Origin of the sequence: Achromobacter sp. JD417, from assembly GCF_041879325.1 — a bacterium.
Classification (GTDB): Bacteria; Pseudomonadota; Gammaproteobacteria; order Burkholderiales; family Burkholderiaceae_B; genus Achromobacter; species Achromobacter mucicolens.
Genome location: NZ_CP087159.1, coordinates 214,467 through 229,064, shown reverse-complemented (window position 1 = coordinate 229,064; position 14,598 = coordinate 214,467). Strand labels below are relative to the sequence as shown.

General features: G+C 65.3%; 16 protein-coding genes. 3 read left to right on the top strand and 13 right to left on the bottom strand.

All coding sequences use genetic code 11. The features are described from left to right. Positions 1-35 precede the first annotated feature (35 nt). Positions 36-860 carry a PhaM family polyhydroxyalkanoate granule multifunctional regulatory protein gene (locus tag LN047_RS01105; RefSeq protein WP_373980949.1) on the bottom strand — a complete coding sequence of 275 codons (825 nt, stop codon included), beginning with the start codon at positions 858-860 and terminating at the stop codon, positions 36-38. 44 nt (positions 861-904) lie between these two features. Continuing rightward, positions 905-1,564: a glycine zipper 2TM domain-containing protein gene (locus LN047_RS01100; RefSeq protein ID WP_373980948.1), complete on the bottom strand. Its 660-nt coding sequence runs from the start codon at positions 1,562-1,564 to the stop codon at positions 905-907. 132 nt (positions 1,565-1,696) lie between these two features. Between LN047_RS01100 and LN047_RS01095 the strand changes: the two genes are divergently transcribed. Then, positions 1,697-1,915: a DUF3717 domain-containing protein gene (locus LN047_RS01095; RefSeq protein ID WP_175235899.1), complete on the top strand. Its 219-nt coding sequence runs from the start codon at positions 1,697-1,699 to the stop codon at positions 1,913-1,915. Between the two features lie 15 nt (positions 1,916-1,930). Here LN047_RS01095 and LN047_RS01090 read toward each other — a convergent pair whose 3' ends face one another. The 5 genes from LN047_RS01090 to LN047_RS01070 all read right to left on the bottom strand — a co-directional run bounded on the left by LN047_RS01090 (position 1,931) and on the right by LN047_RS01070 (position 5,983). After that, the gene (locus LN047_RS01090) at positions 1,931-2,536 is read right to left on the bottom strand and encodes an SCO family protein (RefSeq protein WP_373980947.1); all 606 of its coding nucleotides are present in this window, start codon (positions 2,534-2,536) and stop codon (positions 1,931-1,933) included. A 17-nt stretch (positions 2,537-2,553) separates the two neighbouring features. Continuing rightward, positions 2,554-3,447 carry a heme o synthase gene (gene cyoE / locus LN047_RS01085; RefSeq protein ID WP_056320311.1) on the bottom strand — a complete coding sequence of 298 codons (894 nt, stop codon included), beginning with the start codon at positions 3,445-3,447 and terminating at the stop codon, positions 2,554-2,556. A gap of 13 nt (positions 3,448-3,460) precedes the next feature. Continuing rightward, the gene (locus LN047_RS01080; protein ID WP_128829755.1) at positions 3,461-4,498 is read right to left on the bottom strand and encodes a heme A synthase; all 1,038 of its coding nucleotides are present in this window, start codon (positions 4,496-4,498) and stop codon (positions 3,461-3,463) included. A 19-nt stretch (positions 4,499-4,517) separates the two neighbouring features. Further along, positions 4,518-5,099: a hypothetical protein gene (locus LN047_RS01075; protein WP_056320439.1), complete on the bottom strand. Its 582-nt coding sequence runs from the start codon at positions 5,097-5,099 to the stop codon at positions 4,518-4,520. A gap of 71 nt (positions 5,100-5,170) precedes the next feature. After that, complete coding sequence (locus LN047_RS01070; RefSeq protein ID WP_056320317.1) at positions 5,171-5,983, bottom strand: SURF1 family protein; 813 nt, start codon at positions 5,981-5,983, stop codon at positions 5,171-5,173. Positions 5,984-6,019: 36 nt separating this feature from the next. On the opposite strand from LN047_RS01070, the gene LN047_RS01065 reads away from it, so the two are divergent. After that, on the top strand, positions 6,020-6,220 hold the full coding sequence (locus LN047_RS01065) for a twin transmembrane helix small protein (RefSeq protein WP_056320319.1): 201 nt from the start codon (positions 6,020-6,022) through the stop codon (positions 6,218-6,220). Between the two features lie 163 nt (positions 6,221-6,383). Here LN047_RS01065 and LN047_RS01060 read toward each other — a convergent pair whose 3' ends face one another. From LN047_RS01060 to coxB, 5 genes are all read right to left on the bottom strand, one after another. Then, positions 6,384-7,259 (bottom strand): cytochrome c oxidase subunit 3, encoded by an 876-nt coding sequence (locus tag LN047_RS01060; protein WP_062840199.1) that lies wholly within the window; start codon positions 7,257-7,259, stop codon positions 6,384-6,386. Positions 7,260-7,295: 36 nt separating this feature from the next. After that, positions 7,296-7,520, bottom strand: a complete 225-nt coding sequence (locus LN047_RS01055; protein ID WP_056565538.1) for a DUF2970 domain-containing protein — start codon at positions 7,518-7,520, stop codon at positions 7,296-7,298. An 11-nt stretch (positions 7,521-7,531) separates the two neighbouring features. Further along, positions 7,532-7,657, bottom strand: a complete 126-nt coding sequence (locus LN047_RS01050; protein WP_216639588.1) for a cytochrome oxidase small assembly protein — start codon at positions 7,655-7,657, stop codon at positions 7,532-7,534. Between the two features lie 30 nt (positions 7,658-7,687). Further along, positions 7,688-9,295, bottom strand: coding sequence for a cytochrome c oxidase subunit I (ctaD, locus tag LN047_RS01045; protein ID WP_056320327.1), 1,608 nt, complete (start codon positions 9,293-9,295; stop codon positions 7,688-7,690). Between the two features lie 103 nt (positions 9,296-9,398). Then, positions 9,399-10,556, bottom strand: a complete 1,158-nt coding sequence (coxB, locus tag LN047_RS01040; protein WP_056320329.1) for a cytochrome c oxidase subunit II — start codon at positions 10,554-10,556, stop codon at positions 9,399-9,401. A gap of 289 nt (positions 10,557-10,845) precedes the next feature. On the opposite strand from coxB, the gene LN047_RS01035 reads away from it, so the two are divergent. After that, positions 10,846-11,658: a DUF4743 domain-containing protein gene (locus tag LN047_RS01035; RefSeq protein WP_373980946.1), complete on the top strand. Its 813-nt coding sequence runs from the start codon at positions 10,846-10,848 to the stop codon at positions 11,656-11,658. Positions 11,659-11,787: 129 nt separating this feature from the next. On the opposite strand, the gene LN047_RS01030 is transcribed toward LN047_RS01035, so the two are convergent. Further along, complete coding sequence (locus LN047_RS01030) at positions 11,788-14,484, bottom strand: cation:proton antiporter (protein WP_373980945.1); 2,697 nt, start codon at positions 14,482-14,484, stop codon at positions 11,788-11,790. Positions 14,485-14,598 lie beyond the last annotated feature (114 nt).

Here is a 14,598-nt window from a genome sequence, read left to right as displayed (position 1 = left end):
TGGCGGCGGCTCCGCGTGTCGATTGAAGGATGGGGTCAGGGCTTGCCGTCGGCAGGCCCGTTTTTCTTGGCTGTCTTGGCCGCTGGCTTGGCTGCTTTCTTGGCGGCAGCCGGCTTGCGTGCGGTGGCGGCGGGCTTGGCCGCGGGTTTGCCGGGCTTGGCCTGCGCCTCGGCCGACGCCTTGGGATGCGAGGGTTCGGACTTGGCGCTGGCCGTGCCCGGTGCGCCGGCGGGCATGGAGGCTGCGGTGGCAGCCGCGATCTGATTGAACTGCTGCTGCAGCAGCTCCCACCAGGCCTTGGATGCCGACTGTGCCGCGGCGCCCATCTGCTCGCTCATGGCGGCTGCCGCATCCGGCCCGGCGGAGGCGTCTTCGCCTTGCGCCTTGGCGCCGGATTGTGCGCCGGCGTTTTCCTTTTCATCTGCGGCCGCGGCATGGCCGGACGGCGCGGACGCCGCAGCCTTGGGCGCGGGCTTCAAGCCCAGCGCGACTTCCAGCGGCGACGGCGCCCCGGCTTCCGGGGTTGCGCCCATGTCCATGCGCGAGGCGCTGTCCACGAAGGCGCGCAGGGTGCTGATGGTGGAGCGTTGCACCTCCATGCCCTGGATGGTGCTGGAGAGCATGCTCAAATTCATGCGCAGCCAGTTTTCCACCGAGCGCAGTTCGGCAATGCGGCGGTCCAGGTCTTCGAGATTCATGGGCGGCGCCATGGGCAGGCTGCTGGCAAGACCGCCGGGGCCCGTCAGGCCCGCCCAGGCCTGGCGCATCATCTCCATGCTGGCCAGAAGCGGATTGCCCGAGAGATCGGAGTTCTGGCCCATGCCGGGCAGGACGAACGGATTGTTGAATTGGTCGCTCATTCCAGATCTCTCCATAGTCGGATGCTTGCCGCCGTCGGCCGGGATCAGCCGGGCAGCAATTGATTGTTCTCCACGCGCACGTGGTCGCCGGAGGCAAACGAGAACGGCTGCGCGCTGCGGAACTGGCGCTTGCTGCCGTCATTCATGCGGACCGTGAGCTCATAGTGCGTCACTGTTTGTTGCTGTCTGATATTACGCTCAACTTCACGGCCTGCCAAAGCGCCGCCGACCGCGCCCAGCACCGTCAGCGCGGTCTTGCCGTTGCCTCCACCAAACTGATTACCCACAACGCCGCCGGCCACGCCGCCCGCGATGGTCCCGACCAGATGGTTGCTGTCATCCTTGGCGGGTACCTGCACCTGGCGGATGGTCTCGACCACGCCGCAGCTGGCGCACGCCTGCTGTGCGGGCGCGGCAGCGGGACGCGGGGACGGGGCGGCCTGCGCTTGCTGCGCCTCGCGCATCTGGCCGGCGGGCCTGCCCGCTCCGGGCGGCTCGGCGGCCGGCGCGGGCGCCAGGTTGGCGTCCTCGGGGCCGGCCTCGGCCACGGCTTGTTCCGCGTGCGGGTTAGCCGACGGCGACGGCAGCCAACCCAGCACGGCGGCCACGCCCACCGAGCACATGACGATGACGGCGATCGCGGCGGCGGCAAGCAACGGATGCAGGCCGCGGCGCGGCGACGCGGTAGAGGTCGAAGTATTCATGACGATGCTCCATCGTAACTAACCGGCAGTGGTATAGCACCCGCGCGCGGTTTCGGCATGTTGCGATGGTGACCCTTCATTGCAGGGCGCATGGAGGGTGGACAGGGTGGGGCATTCGTGGACAATAGGCGCATGGATTTGATCACGCTGCCCCAACTCGAACAGGCCATCAACTACTGGCGCAACACGTCGCCCTCGGTGGGCGAAGAGGCGCGCCTGTGTCCCGAAGCGGCCGCGCTTGCCACGCCCTACGCCTTGATGATCATCGCGCACCGGCGCGATATTTCCACCGCCGAACTCAGCGACAAGGCCCGCGCCGCACTGGCCGCGTGGGCGGCGGCAAAGGCCTGAACCCGCCCGGGGGAATCAACCCTTCAGCAGCGCCTGGATGTCCTGCGTCAGCGCGTCCACGCCGACGTTGTTGTTGACCAGCACGCGCGATTCGCCCTTGCCGTCCAGCAGGTAGAACGCGGCCGTGTGGTCCATCGTGTAGTTGCCATCCTTGGTGGGTGCCTTGGCGTAATAGGCCTTGAACGAGGCCGCCGCCTTCTTGACCTGGTCGGGCGTGCCCGTCAGGCCCAGGAACCGCGGATCGAACGCCGTGACGTACTGCTTGAGCACCTCAGGCGTGTCGCGCTCGGGGTCCACCGAGATCAGCAGCACCTGGACGCGATCGGCATCCGGACCCAGCTTCTTCATGACTTCGGTCAGTTCAGCCAGCGCCGTGGGGCATACGTCTGGACACTGCGTGAAACCGAAGAACACGACCACGACCTTGCCGGAAAAGTCCGACAGCTGACGCAGCTTGCCGTTGTGGTCGGACAGTTCCATGCCGCGGCCCAATTGCGTGCCGGTGATATCGCTACCCTTGAAGAGGGGCTTGCTGTCGCCGCAGGCAGCCAGGGCGGCGGCGACGGCGGCGGCTGCGCCCAGTCGCAGGGCCAGCCGGCGGCTGGCGGAAAACACGGACATCGACAACCTCCAGGGGGTCAGCGCAACAGGGCGACCCAGTGGTCCACCAGCAGGGCGCCAAACAGCAGCGCCAGGTAGAGAATGGAAAAACGGAACATGCTGCGGGCCAGCTCGTCGCTGTATGCGCGGTACAGGCGCCACGCATACGACACGAACATGCCGCCCAGCACCAGCGCCGACAGCAGATAGAGTTCGCCGCTCATGCGGATGGCGTAGGGCAACAGCGTGGTCGCCATCAACGCCAGGCTGTACAGCAGGATGTGCAGACGCGTGAACTGGTTGCCGTGGGTGACCGGCAGCATGGGCAGGCCGGCCTTGGCGTAATCGTGGTTGCGGTAAAGCGCCAGCGCCCAGAAGTGCGGCGGCGTCCAGATGAAGATGATGAGGACCAGCACCCAGGCCTCGGCCGGCACAGAATCGGCGACGGCCGCCCAGCCCAGCGCCGGCGGCATCGCGCCCGACAGGCCGCCGATCACGATGTTCTGCGGCGTGCGCGGCTTGAGGATGATGGTGTAGATGATGGCATAGCCCACAAACGTGGCGAACGTCAGCCACATGGTGAGCGGGTTGACCATGTGGTAGAGCACGAACATGCCCGCGCCGCCCAGCAGACCCGACAGGCTCAGCACCTGGAATGCCGAAATGGTGCCACGCGCCGTGGCCCGCCGCGCGGTGCGCAGCATGCGGGCGTCGACTTCCTGTTCGATCAGGCAGTTGATGGCGAAGGCGGCGGCGGCCAGCAGCCAGATACCGATCGTGCCGAACAGCACCCGGCGCATGTCCGGAATGCCGGGCGCCGCGAGGAACATGCCGATCACGGCGCAAAACACAGCCAGCTGCGTGACGCGCGGCTTGGTGAGAACGAGGTACTGGCGGAGCAATCCGGATTGAGGAGCGGCAAGACTGGTCATAGTGGACCTCATTTTAAACGCGCACCAAATTGGGGTCGTACCGCCCCGCCGGCTCGCGGCCGGCAGACGCCAGCCGCACCATCAACACCACGGCCGACAATGTCAGGCCCGCCGCGCCCCCATTGTGCAGGACGGCGATCAGAAGCGGCCACTGAAAGAAGATGGTGGTCAGCCCCGTGAACAGCTGCGCGGCCAGGAGGGCCAGCATCAGCGTGGCCGGGCCGCGCAGGCCGGGCTCGGCGGCGCGCAGCCGCCAGGCCAGGATGCCCAGGTAGACGAACACCACGAAGGCGAAATTGCGATGCACCCAGTGGATCGCGGTCAGCGCGGGCTGCGAGATCATTTCGCCGGACGGCAGTTCGCCCAGGCCCCGGATGACCGAATAGCCGCCATGAAAGTCCATCTCCGGCACCCATTGCCCGTGGCACGTGGGAAAGTCCATGCAGGCCAGCGCCGCATAGTTGGTGCTGACCCAGCCGCCCAACGTGACCTGCACCAGCAGCAGCCCGAATCCGACCGCCACCCACGGCTTCCAGCGCACGGCCTCGGCGCTGACGGGCAGGTGCGGGCGTTCGCGCGAGGACAGCCAGGTCATCAACGCCAGCACCGACAGGCCAAACACCAGGTGCGCCGTCACGACGGCGGGCATGAGCTTGTGGGTCACGGTCCACGCGCCGAACGCGCCCTGCACGCACACGGCAACCAGCGTGGTGATGGCCAGCGCGGGCGAACGGCCCAGTTCGCGGCGATAGCGCCAGGCCATGTAGACGATGCCGATAATGAGCATGCCCAGGATGGCGCCGACGTAGCGGTGGATCATTTCGATCCAGGCCTTGGACAGCGTCACCGGGCCGAAGGGCATGGCCTGCGAGGCTTCGTGGATGTCGCCCATCGCGCCGATCGGCGTGACGCTGCCGTAGCAGCCGGGCCAGTCCGGACAGCCCAGCCCGGAATCGGTCAGGCGCACGAAGGCGCCGAACATGATGAGGTCCAGCGTCAGGAACCAGGTGAAGAAAACCAGCTTGCGATAACGCGCTTTGATGCGTTCCATATCAAAACCAAAAAACCGTTCAACCAATGCGCGAGTTATAGACCAGCTTGCTGATGTCCTTGCGCACCCGCACGCCATCCGCCTCGGCGGGATACTGCATCATCAGGTTGCCCAGCGGATCGATCACCCAGATCGGATCCTGCAGTCCGGGCTGCCCCGCGGCCGTGTCGCGCGCCAGCAGGAATCGGGCCAGCTGGTCCGGATTCACCCGCACCATGACCGTGCCCTTGTATGCCTCCAGCACCTTGTCCGGCACCACCGCATCATCGGTGATGAACCACACCCGCGCCAGCCGATCCACGTTCTTGCCCTGGCTGGCGTGACTGTTGCGGGTGATGAAGAGCTTGCGCGCGCAGCTTTCGGGGCAGGCCGCGCCATCGGCGGCCACCAGCAGCCACTTGCCCTTCAGGCTCTGCAGATCGAACGGCTTGCCGTCCAGCGTGGTCAGGCGCAGTTCCGACGCTTCGGGCATCGGGCGTTGCGGCGACAGGAGCGTGCCGTAATTGCTGGAATCGCTGGGCCACCATTGCGGGTTCATGTAGACCACGAACGCGGCGACGATGGGCGCCAGCGAGCACAGGAACACCAGCACCATCGGCATCAGCGAACGCTTGCGTGCGGGCTTGTTGGATGAAATGTCGCGAGCCACTTTGTATCCTGGAATAGCGTTGGTCATCTGCGTGCCCGCATGCGAGCCTGCGCCTGCTGGTCCACGCGCTGGCGCCTGCGGCGGATGGCGCCACCCAGCACCACCAGCCAGGCAATCGCCGCAATTGCGCCGAAAGCGAACCACTGTACCGCGTACGACGTGTTCTGCTGGAAATCCACCGACGGCTGGGGCCAGTCGCGCACCAGGCCGTCGTCCACCTGGCCGCCCTGGCTCAGCACCGTGGGCAGCAGATTCAATCCGGTCGCGCGCGCATAGTCGTCCAGCGGCAGGTTCTGCACTTGCGGCACCGCGCCGCCCGCCACCGGCAGCGCCGCGGGCAGCGCGGAGGCGTCGGCGCCTCCCAGCGACCACAGTTCAAACAGGCGCGGCACGCGCACGGACAGCTCGCCTTGCACGGTCTGCATGCCCTCGGGCGTGGCCGGCAGCTGCGGCTCGCCCTGGCCCTGGATCACGCGCGGCAGCCAGCCCCGCAGCACCAGCACCGCGCGATTCGTGGCCGCATCCAGCAACAGCGGCGTGGCCAGCCAGTAGCCCGGCCTGCCGTCGTGGTTGCGATTGTCCAGCAGTACACTGAATTGCGGCAGCCATGTCCCGCTGGCCTGCGCCACGCGCCACGGCGTCATGTCCGCGGGCGGCGTCGCCGGCGTCAGAAGCAGGGGCGCTTGCTTGCGGCCGGCTTCGATCGCAGCCAGAATGGCGCGTCGCTCATCGCTGCGGCGCATCTGCCATTGTCCCAGCGACACCAGGACCACCACGGCGAGGCCAAGCAACAATAAGGCGGCTACCGTGTAGCGGGTGGAATGCGGTCGGGACATCTGTCGTTGCTAAATCTGAATTGTCGGGAGACCACAATGCGCGTTTTCGTCGTTCTGGCCTTCATCGGGATACTGGCCAGTCTGGCATCCGCCCTGGTCTACCTGATGCGGGACAAAGGTACCACCAACCGCACGGTCAACGCGCTGACGGTCCGGATCGGCCTGTCGGTCGCCCTGTTCCTGTTCGTGCTGTTCGCCCATTACATGGGCTGGATCGAGAGCACCGGTTTTAGATAGGCTGCCCGCCGCCCGGTTCCCCGGGCCTTGCGTGATGCCTGCCGCCGCGCCCCGCCAGATGGGCTGAAAGCGCGACGGAGGCCGGCTTGCCGCCCGGCTCCCTTCGCGCTTTCCCTGCCGCAACGGCCGCCGGCGCTGCCGGCCGCCGTCAGGGCCAATGCGGTCAGAACCAATACACGAACAGGTACAGGCCCAGCCACACCACGTCGACAAAGTGCCAGTACCACGCCGCGCCTTCGAACCCGAAGTGATGATCCGGCGTGAAATGGCCGCGGATCAGGCGGATCAGGATGACCGTGAGCATCGTGGCGCCCAGGATCACGTGGAACCCGTGAAAGCCGGTCAGCATGTAGAACAGCGACCCGTACGCGCCCGAATTGAACTTCAGGTTCAGGTCGCGGTAGGCGTGGATGTATTCGAACGCCTGGCAGCCCACGAAGACAAAGCCCAGGATGACGGTGGCCGCCAGCCAGAACTTGGCCTTGCCGCGGTGGTTTTCACGCAGTGCATGGTGGGCAATGGTGAGCGTGACGCCGGAGCTCAGCAGCAGCGCCGTGTTGATCGTGGGCAGCCAGAACGGACCCACGGTCTGGAAGGGCTCGACCACGCCCGCCGGGCCGAAGTTGGGCCAGGCCGCCTGGAAATCCGGCCACAGCATCAGGCGGTGGTCGATGTCGCCCAGCCACGGCGTCGTGATGGTGCGCGTGTACCAGAGCGCGCCAAAGAACGCGGCAAAGAACATGACCTCGGAGAAGATGAACCAGCTCATGCTCCAGCGGTACGAGCCGTCGATGCGCTTGCTGTTCAGGCCGATCTCGGATTCGTGGATGGCGTCGCCAAACCAGTAATACATCACGATGATCACGCCGATGAATCCGACCAGCACGGACCACTTGCCCCAATCGGCGCCGTTGACCCAGGCCGCGGCCCCCAGGCCCATGAAGAGCAGTGCCACGGCCATGCGCACGGGATGGCCCGAGTCGGCGGGGACAAAGTAGTACGGTGCCTCTTTACCTTGAACCGAGTGACTTGCACTCATGGCTTTCTCCCTGGTACAGATTTAGATTTAGGTAATTCAAGTCAGGCTGGAAACAGCCCAACGAACAATTAAAACCAGCACAGTCACAAAGATTGCCGCTGCCAGCAGCCCGGCCACGATGACGTGGACGGGATTGAGCTTGGCGCTGTCCTCACGGTAGCCCGCGCCCTTGCGCACGCCGAAGAACCCCCACGCCACCGCCTTCATCGTCTGAAGGAAGCTCAGCTTGCGCTGAGACGTTTCGCGAAGGTCGTCGCTCATGGCCGAGGCCTCTAGCCCACCGCCTTGCCGGTCAGCAAGGCCGAACCGCGGATCACCGTCCAGGCAAACACGGCAATGACGAAAACCAGAAGAACCAGTCCTGCGATCTTGTTACGACGGCGCTGCTCGGGTGTCATTGCTGTGCGACCTGAAACATGGACAAGGGATTACTTCACTTCGGGCGGCGTTTCGAAGGTGTGGAACGGGGCGGGCGACGGCACCGTCCATTCCAGTCCTTCGGCGCCTTCCCACGGCTTGGCCGGGGCCGGTTCGCCCTTGCCCATGTAGCAGCGCAGGATCGCAACCAGGAAAATCAGCTGCGACAGGCCGAACCAGAACGCGCCGATGGTGGCGATCTGATGGAACGTCGTGAACTGCGCGGCGTAGTCGGCGTAGCGGCGCGGCATGCCGGCCAGACCCAGGAAGTGCATCGGGAAGAAGGTCACGTTGAACGAGATCAGCGTCGACCAGAAGTGCAGCTTGCCCAGCTTTTCGCTGTACATGCGGCCCGTCCACTTGGGCACCCAGTAGTAGGCGCCGGCAAACAGCGCGAACAGGGAACCGGCCACCAGCACGTAGTGGAAGTGCGCCACCACGTAGTAGGTGTCGTGGACCTGGATGTCGATCGGCGCCACCGACAGGATCAGGCCCGTGAAGCCGCCCATCGTGAACACGAAGATGAAGCCGATGGAAAACAGCATCGGCGTCTCGAACGTCATGGAACCGCGCCACATCGTCGCGACCCAGTTGAACACCTTCACCCCGGTCGGGATGGAGATGAGCATGGTGGCGTACATGAAGTAGAGCTGGCCGGTCACCGGCATGCCCGTCGTGAACATGTGGTGCGCCCACACGATGAACGACAGCACGGCGATGGAAGCGGTGGCGTACACCATCGAGGCGTAGCCGAAGAGCTTCTTGCGGGCGAACGCGGGCACGATGGCCGACACGATGCCGAACGCCGGCAAGATCATGATGTAGACCTCGGGGTGCCCGAAGAACCAGAACACGTGCTGGTACAGGACCGGGTCACCGCCGGCAGCGGCGTTGAAGAAGCCCGTGCCGAAGTGGCGGTCGGTCAGCACCATGGTGATGGCGGCGGCCAGCACCGGCATCACGGCCAAGAGCAGGAACGCGGTGATCAGCCAGGTCCAGCAGAACAGCGGCATCTTCATCAGCGTCAGGCCGGGCGCGCGCATGTTCAGCACGGTCACGATGATGTTGATGGCGCCCATGATGGACGAGGCGCCCATGATGTGGATGGCGAAGATGGCCAGGTCCATGCCCGGGCCCATCTGCAGCGACAGGGGCGCGTACAGCGTCCAGCCCGCGGCAGTGGCGCCGCCCGGCACGAAGAACGAGGCGGTCAGCATGATCGCGGCAACCGGCAGCAGCCAGAAGCTGAAGTTGTTCATGCGCGCGAACGCCATGTCGGACGCGCCGATCTGCATCGGGATCATCCAGTTCGCGAAGCCCACGAAGGCCGGCATGATGGCGCCGAACACCATGATCAGGCCGTGCATCGTGGTGAACTGGTTGAACAGTTCGGGGCGGAAGAACTGCAGGCCGGGCTCGAAGAGTTCGGTGCGCAGCAGAAGGGCCAGCGTGCCGCCCTCCAGAAGCATGACGAACGAGAAGATGAGATACATCGTCCCGATGTCTTTGTGGTTCGTTGCAAAAAGCCACCGGCGCCAGCCCGTGGGCACGCCGTGATGGTGGTCATCGTGACCGTGGCCGTGGCCCGGCGACACGTGGTCTACAGTGACGCTGCTCATGATGGACTCCTTCCTGCTGAGTGCCAGCCCCGTCCAACGGGGCGGCAGGGTATCTCTGACTAAACGGAACCGGTTCTACGGTGAAGGAACGGCGCGCGCGCAATCAGCGCGCGGGCGTGATGTCCTTCGGTAGAACCGTCGGGTCCTGCCCCTTGCCGGCATTGCTCCAGGCATGGCGCGTATAGCTGATGACCGCTGCGATCTCGACATCGTTGAGCTGCCCGCCGAACGCCGCCATGGCGGTGCCGGGCTTGCCCTTCAGCACGGTGTTGATCTGCTCCCCCTTGGGGCCCAGAACAACCTTGTCTCCGTCGAGCGGCGGGAAGGAACCGGGAATGCCCTTGCCGTTGGCCTGGTGGCAGGCCACGCAATTCGCCGCGAAAACCTTTTCGCCGCGGGCAACCAGTTCGGCTTCCGTCCACTCTTTATTGGGATCGTCGGCGTTTGCCGCCATCTTCTTCTTTTGGTCTTCAACCCACTTATCGTAGTCGGCTTGCGCCAGGACTTCCACGACGATGGGCATGAAGGCGTGGTCCTTGCCGCACAATTCCGCGCACTGGCCGCGATAGATGCCAGGCTTTTCGGCGTTGAACCAGGTGTCGCGAAGGAACCCGGGGATCGCGTCCTGCTTCACGCCGAAGTCCGGAATCATCCACGAGTGGATGACGTCGGCCGCCGTGAGGACGATGCGGATCTTCTTGTTGGCGGGGACGACCAGATGGTTGTCCACTTCCATCAGATAGAACTCGCCCTTGGGCTCGCGGTTCTCGATCTGGGCGCGCGGCGTGGAAAGCGTGGAGAGGAACTTGATGCCGGCGGCAGAGCCGTCGAGGTATTCGTAGCCCCACTTCCATTGATAGCCGGTGACCTTGACGGTCAGGTCGGCGCTGGAAGTGTCCTTCATGGCGACGACCGTCTTGGTGGCCGGCAACGCCATGGCGATGACGATGATGAAGGGAATGACGGTCCAGGCGACTTCGACACCCAGATGTTCGTGGAAGGTCGCCGCCTTGTGGCCGCGGGACTTCCGGTGCGCCCAGATGGAGTAGAACATCACTCCGAAGACGCCGATGAAAATCACAATACAGATCGTGAGCAGCAACCAATGCAGCCACATGATGTCGCGCGAAATCGCGGTGACGCCTTCATGCAGGTTCAGCTGATTGACCTTCGGACCGCCGGGCATGTTTTGCACCTGGGCACCGGCCACGCCGCCAATCAGCATCGCACAAGCCCCCAGTATCCCTCTCCACTTCTTCATGCTTACCTCGAAATACGGCGCGAAGGCCCATTTGCTGGTGGCGGAAGTCACCGGAATACGGGCAACACGCAATTATTAGATGGCAGGGCGATGCAGGGAGATAGAGCGGCCCTGTCGTTCCCTCTCGAAATCACAAAGAAACTGGCGGATTATAGCGGACGCGCAAACAGATGTAATTTAGTGCTCTTGAATTCATGCGGCCCGCCCCCACTTGGGCGCGCCCCCTTGACCGCGAGCCGTAAACAGGGTGGCTTAAAATCGCCCGCAACCTCATCACCATGGCGCCACGATGCAAAAGCCGCTGTCCGATCTGTATGCCGCCCTGTGCGCCCGCGCGCAGGAGCCCGCCCCCGAAGGCGCGCGCGCTTTATATATTGCGGGGCGACGCTGCGGCTGGGCCACGCACGCGGCCTGCGACGCGCTGCGCGACGCGCCTGAAACACAGTCCGACGGCACGGCGTTGCGCATCGGCGAGCGCCTGGCGCCGGGCAATGCGCTGGACGCGGCGCTGGAACAGGCCGCGGAACTGTTGCGCCAAGCCAACTGCCTGCGCGGCTGGCGCGACGAACTGCTGGACGTATTGGATGGCGACGAGACGCTCGGCGTGATCGAACGCGCCGCCGTGCGGCCGCTGGGCCTATTGACCAAGGCCGTGCACCTGAACGCCTGGACGCCCGACGGCAAGCTGTGGGTCGCGCGGCGTTCTCTCAGCAAATCCACCGATCCCGGTATGTGGGACACACTGGTCGGCGGACTGGCCGGCAGGGGCGAAGACCTGGAACTGGCGCTGGTGCGCGAATGCGGCGAAGAGGCCGGCCTGGACGAACCCGATCTCGTGCGCCGCACGCCGCTGCGCACGATCCTGCGCATCCATCGACGCCTGCCCGAGGGCTATCAGGTCGAAGACGTGCTGACCAGCACCTGCATCCTGGCGCCGGACGCCCGTCCCGCCAATCGCGACGGCGAGGTCATGGAAATCGCCACCATCGACGTCGCCACGGCCCTGCACCATGTCGCCGAGGGCGAGTTCACGCTGGAAGCGGCATTGGTGCTGGTCGAGGACATCATGCGGCGCCAGGCCGCGGGCGAGATCACGATCTGATCAGGCGCCCGCCCGGGGCTGAGCTGGGCTGAGCTGGGCTGGGCTCGGCTGTGCGGGCCTGATACGGCGCAGAAGCTAGGACACGGGATTGGGCGGGGCGCCTAGCGGGGCGCGCCTAGCGGGGTGCGCCTAGCGGGGCGCGGGTTCTGGCGTTCCCAGCACGGGCCCCGCCGCGGCGCCATCGTCACCCGATGATTCACCGCGCAGTTCGCGGGCCGCTTGCAGATCCTCGGCCTGGGCCGGACTGCCCGCGCCAGCCGCTTCCGCGGCCTCGGCCGCCTGCGCCGAGCTGGGAGGCGGCACGGGCGCCGGCGCGGCGGCCGCGGCCGCAGACTGCTGCGAAAACTGCTTCCACACTTCAATCGCGCGCAGGCGCTGCTTGGCCACGACCTGAATGCGTTCACGCAGATTCTCGTCGCGGTCGAGCAGGGCGTGAAAGTCGCGCGACGACAGCATCAGCAGCTTGCTGTAGCCCAGCGAGGTCACGTCCGGCGTAAGCTGCACTTCACCCAGAAGACCCAGCTCACCGAAGAATTCGCCGCTGCCCAGTTCGATCATGGTGTTGTCGGGCAGATGGACCGCCACGGCGCCCGACGCCACGAAACACATTTCCTCGCCGTGCCGCCCCTTCGTCAGTACCCGCTGATCGGGCAATGCCAGGCGGGGCTTGAGCAGCTTGCTGATGGCGCGCAGCGAATCGGGCGACAGGCCCTCGAACAGCGGCACGCGCTTGATGAGTTCGGCCGCGCTCATTTCGATATCCAGCGGCGGGTGCTTGTCGATGTGCGCCCAGCGGCTCTTCAATTGCTCGGTCAGGTCCGCATAGACTTCGCCGCTGATCAGAAATTGCTCAAGCATGTCGCGATAGCGGATGCGTTCGAGCTCGCGGGCCACGCGGCCCAGATAGCTTTCCTGCAGCCATTGGGCGTACGACGGATATTGCAGGTTCAGCGCCTGCAAGGCGTTTTCGATGAGATCAAGACGGCGCTGGTGCAGCGACACGATGCGCTGCGTGGCCTCTTCGCCAAGCAGCGGCGTAATCTGCTCGCGCGCAAAGGCGATCAGGCGCTGCGCCACCGAGCGCTTGCTCATCAGGTTGGCAAAGCGCTGGCCAAGCTCGCGCGCCAGCCAGCCCTGAAAGCCGAACAGGTAATGCAGCCGCAATGCCAGCCGGAAACCCGTCGAATAGCGGACATCGGCGGCAATGGCGCGCTCGAAGCCTTCAACGCCGCCCAGACGGATCGCGTCTTCCAGCCGTTCAGCCCGCGCCAGTAGGGTTTCGGCCATGCGCCAGTCCACGATCTGCGCCTTCAGAATGTCGAAGAACATTTCCTCTTCGCGCTGGGCAACCATGGCCAGTCCCACGGACACGCGCTGCTCGTCGGTCATCTGGCTGACCCGGCCGTCGTGCACGCTGGCCAGGCTGGCGTCGAACACGGCGCGGATACGGTCGCGGACTTCGTTGCCGATGTGCTCGGACTTGGCCACTTCCTCGGTCTTGCCCTGCAGATCTTCCAGCGCCACGGCCAGCACCTGATTGCGGATGGTGCGCTCGACCGGCGACAGCTGATTCAGCCCCAACATGCGAATCAGCGGCCGCAGGCTGATGCCGTTGACGAACAGGGTCATCAGCACAAAGCCCGTGGTGGCCACGGCGATGAACTGGCGCGCCTCTTCGGGCACGCCCATCTGCTCGGTCACGGCCAGCGCCAGCGCCAGCGACACGGCGCCGCGCAATCCGCCCCACAGCATCACCACCTTGTACGGATTGCTGACCTTCGTGCCCAGCCGGGTCAGGCCAAGCAGCGGCAGGAGCCCGAACACCACCAGCCCGCGCGCGAACAGCGTCGCCACGAACACGACAGCCACCAGCACCAGCTCCTGCCAATCGGCCGCCGCCATCAGCTTCGGGATCAGCATGGCCGCGAACAGGAAGATGAGGGAGTTGGCCCAGAAACCAAACTGCTCCCAGGCGCTGGCCAGATGTTCGAAGGTGGTCGGCGACATGCGGGTGCGGCCGGTGGACCCGACCACCAGGCCCGCGATCACGGTGGCGACCACGCCCGACACGTTCAGGTAATGCTCGGAGATGAAGAAGGACAGGTAGGCCAGCGTCAGCGTCAGGGTGATCTCGGCCGTGGGAAAGCCGCGCAGCCAGGCGAACAGAAAGCAGGCCAGGCGCCCCATCGCAAAGCCGGCCACGCCGCCGCCGATGAAGTGCACGATGAAGTCGTTGAAGATGCCGCTGACGGACAATTCACCCTTGCCGCTAAGTACGGCCAGCAGCACCGAATACAACGCGATCGACGCCGCATCGTTGAAGAGGCTTTCGCCCTCGACCAGCGTCGTCAGGCGCTTGGGCGCGCCCACCTCGCGAAAGATGCCGACCACCGCCACCGGATCCGTCGTCGCCACGATAGCGCCGAGCAGCAGGCAAACGACTAGCCCATAGGGCGAGATGGCGTCCAGCGTCACACCCACCACGACCGTGCAGACAACCACGGCCACGATGGCCATCATCAGAATCGGCCCGATGTCGTCCATCAGCCGGCGCACGTTCATCGACAGCGCCGTCTCAAACAGCAGCACCGGCAGGAACACCATCAGGAAGGTCTCTGACGAGATCTCGAAGCGCTCCAGCGAATCGAGGAAGTCGCCGATCCAGGCGGGCGCCCAGCCGTGCACGTGAATGACGATCCCGAGCAGACAGCCGACGATGGCGAGCAGCACCGAATAGGGCAGCTTGACGCGGCCGGCCAGGGGCGGCATGAAGCAGACCAGCGTGAGCAGGCCCGCAAGACCAAATACGAGAAAACCAACATCCATGGGTAGCGCCGCGTCCCGATCGTAGTGCTTGTGGAAAGTTTCACAAGAATAGCGGCTTTTTTCCGGCGCTCGCGGCCGGGGCGTGGCGGGAATCGGGGAGAATGCACGTTTCGT

Bases quoted from the DNA above. Each gene is read 5' to 3' on its own strand.
- LN047_RS01075 (WP_056320439.1), bottom strand. From the start codon at position 5,099: ATGCCGATGGTGCTGGTGTTCCTGTGCTCGCTGGCGCCCATCGTCGCC.
- ctaD (WP_056320327.1), bottom strand. From the start codon at position 9,295: ATGAGCAGCGTCACTGTAGACCACGTGTCGCCGGGCCACGGCCACGGT.
- LN047_RS01050 (WP_216639588.1), bottom strand. From the start codon at position 7,657: ATGACACCCGAGCAGCGCCGTCGTAACAAGATCGCAGGACTGGTTCTT.
- LN047_RS01095 (WP_175235899.1), top strand. From the start codon at position 1,697: ATGGATTTGATCACGCTGCCCCAACTCGAACAGGCCATCAACTACTGG.
- LN047_RS01065 (WP_056320319.1), top strand. From the start codon at position 6,020: ATGCGCGTTTTCGTCGTTCTGGCCTTCATCGGGATACTGGCCAGTCTG.
- coxB (WP_056320329.1), bottom strand. From the start codon at position 10,556: ATGAAGAAGTGGAGAGGGATACTGGGGGCTTGTGCGATGCTGATTGGC.
- LN047_RS01060 (WP_062840199.1), bottom strand. From the start codon at position 7,259: ATGAGTGCAAGTCACTCGGTTCAAGGTAAAGAGGCACCGTACTACTTT.
- LN047_RS01070 (WP_056320317.1), bottom strand. From the start codon at position 5,983: ATGTCCCGACCGCATTCCACCCGCTACACGGTAGCCGCCTTATTGTTG.
- LN047_RS01100 (WP_373980948.1), bottom strand. From the start codon at position 1,564: ATGAATACTTCGACCTCTACCGCGTCGCCGCGCCGCGGCCTGCATCCG.
- cyoE (WP_056320311.1), bottom strand. From the start codon at position 3,447: ATGACCAGTCTTGCCGCTCCTCAATCCGGATTGCTCCGCCAGTACCTC.
- LN047_RS01055 (WP_056565538.1), bottom strand. From the start codon at position 7,520: ATGAGCGACGACCTTCGCGAAACGTCTCAGCGCAAGCTGAGCTTCCTT.
- LN047_RS01090 (WP_373980947.1), bottom strand. From the start codon at position 2,536: ATGTCCGTGTTTTCCGCCAGCCGCCGGCTGGCCCTGCGACTGGGCGCA.
- LN047_RS01105 (WP_373980949.1), bottom strand. From the start codon at position 860: ATGAGCGACCAATTCAACAATCCGTTCGTCCTGCCCGGCATGGGCCAG.
- LN047_RS01030 (WP_373980945.1), bottom strand. From the start codon at position 14,484: ATGGATGTTGGTTTTCTCGTATTTGGTCTTGCGGGCCTGCTCACGCTG.
- LN047_RS01035 (WP_373980946.1), top strand. From the start codon at position 10,846: ATGCAAAAGCCGCTGTCCGATCTGTATGCCGCCCTGTGCGCCCGCGCG.
- LN047_RS01080 (WP_128829755.1), bottom strand. From the start codon at position 4,498: ATGGAACGCATCAAAGCGCGTTATCGCAAGCTGGTTTTCTTCACCTGG.